The following is a 1984-nucleotide window of genomic DNA, read 5'->3' as shown; positions in this document are numbered from 1 at the left end:
CGGCTCTGCAATTGGGCCTGTTATGGTGGGTCTGGTGGTTGGTGGTTACGGTATTCAATATGTGTTTAGTGTGCTGGCTGTTGTGGCACTCATTGGTGGGCTTGTAACCTTCTTGTTTGCCATTGAAACCAAAGGCCAAGTGCTCGAAAAACTCTCTCCTTAATTCATCCATTTCATAAAAAGCTTGCCTAACCTCAGCGTTAGGCAAAGGGCTTATTCATGCTAAAAAAAGGAATTTAAAATGAATAAATATTTGCTATGGGGCTGTATTGGTTTAGGTAGTGTGAGCAACGCGTATGCAGAGCTTCCTCAACAATTTGGCAAGTTAGAATTAAAACTCAACACCCGTTACTGGAACGATGAAGGCACTGCCCACCCCACGCTTGCCAACCCTTCGCCTCCGTCGAGTGAATATGAACAAAGTGCCTTAGGGCTTGAGTTAAATTATCAGTCACCGTACATGTGGGACTGGCTTGGAGTAGATGGTTCACTCTATGCAGTCACCAAGTTATTTGACTCTGGCAAACCGAGCGCTCAGCTTTTAGAGGTCGAAAATAACGGCAAGCTTGATCAAAACTTTGCGACTTTAGGACAGCTCTATATCAAAGCAAAACTAGGCGATAAAGGCGAAATTAAATTAGGCCGTCAGTTGCAAGATTCATTGTTACTTAAAAGCACCAATAACCGCGCGGTGCCCGACACTTTTTCGGGTGCGAGTGGGCAGTTTCAACTGAATGATCAGCTACAGACTTACATAGCCTACTATGACCGCTGGAAACCGCGCAGCATGGACTCTTTTGAAAAACTGGTGACTGAAAATGACGAACGAATTGATTATGTCGGTTTGCTTGGTGCCAAGTATCAGTACAAAAACTGGAGCTTGAATGCCGAATATTTAAATAGCAAAGATTATTTAAAAAAGTACGGGGCGATTGCTCAATATAAATTACCTTTGCATGGCCTTGTGTGGACATTTAACACAGGGGCTTTTTTCTCACGTGATGATGGCAAGCTGTTTAAATGTGGTGCCGAAACCGAGCTGGACTGTGTCAAAGGCCAAGACATTAACAACCGTGGCAATGGTTATTTTGTCGATGTAAATGTGGCCAAAAATAACCTTGAAGGTGGCATTGCCGTTTCTAAGTTTGATGGTTTTTGGATTGAAGATAACTTTGCCGTACACTCCGCCCGCAACTCGGTTTTAACGCAAGATCACGGCACCAACCCGTTTCCGACCTCTGCGACCATTGGCCCTGACTTTACCAATAATGATGAAACCGCCGTTGCCCTTCGCTTGAAATATAACTGGAAAGACTACGTGAAAGGTTTAAAAACCGAAGCGAAGTATATTTATGGCTTTGGCGCTCACCAAAGTAACATTAGCAGTGATATTGAGGGTAAAGAGCGTTACTTTGACTTTACGGTGAGTTATGCCTTGCCGTGGGTAAAAAACTTAGATGTGCGTTATTCATTTTTGCATTATGAGTCAAAGTTTGAAAATGCAAACCTAGGTGAAAAAATAAATGGTATGACCCGTAAAGATTGGGACCAACACCGTGTATTTATTAATTACCGTTATACATTTTAAGAGCAGGCTAAACGTTTAGTTTAGCTTTATTATTTTTATTAATTTAACGATTTAAATCGATTAACTTTTGAGTTTAATTAAAATATAAATTTATATTTAAAATTTTTATAATATTTTATTTAAATTGAATTGACCTATTAAAAACTTATGATTATTATGGTCCCGCTGGCCTACATTGCCAGTCGGTTTTAGCAGACCGTAGATCCATGGCGGGTTATAGTTTCACTATAAGTCGTTAGACCCTTGCGTCCCTTTTCTTTGCGGTAGGATGATCTGCCCCCATAAAGTTGGACAGTTAGTTAAGCAGTTTTTATAAACTGGTTTCTATATTGTACAGGGGATAAACCTTGTAGCTTCACCTTGATTCTCTCATGATTATAATAATGAATGTATTCT

Annotated in this window: 2 protein-coding genes and 1 pseudogene; 2 read left to right on the top strand and 1 reads right to left on the bottom strand. The window is 40.5% G+C overall.

Going from position 1 to position 1984, the window contains the following annotated elements; translation table 11 throughout:
* Both C1642_RS08755 and C1642_RS08750 read left to right on the top strand, forming a co-directional pair.
* Positions 1-163: pseudogene (locus C1642_RS08755) on the top strand (MFS transporter); the annotation flags it as partial.
* Between the two features lie 78 nt (positions 164-241).
* Positions 242-1588, top strand: coding sequence for an OprD family outer membrane porin (locus tag C1642_RS08750; protein WP_103236210.1), 1347 nt, complete (start codon positions 242-244; stop codon positions 1586-1588).
* A 299-nt stretch (positions 1589-1887) separates the two neighbouring features.
* On the opposite strand, the gene C1642_RS08745 is transcribed toward C1642_RS08750, so the two are convergent.
* Positions 1888-1984, bottom strand: a 97-nt coding sequence (locus C1642_RS08745; protein WP_139020505.1) for an IS3 family transposase, incomplete at its 5' end; no start/stop codon positions are given.

The sequence above is a fragment of the Acinetobacter sp. AKBS16 genome (assembly GCF_002899995.1).
In the GTDB taxonomy this organism is placed as follows: domain Bacteria; phylum Pseudomonadota; class Gammaproteobacteria; order Pseudomonadales; family Moraxellaceae; genus Acinetobacter; species Acinetobacter baumannii.
This window is presented reverse-complemented; position numbering and strand designations above follow the sequence as displayed.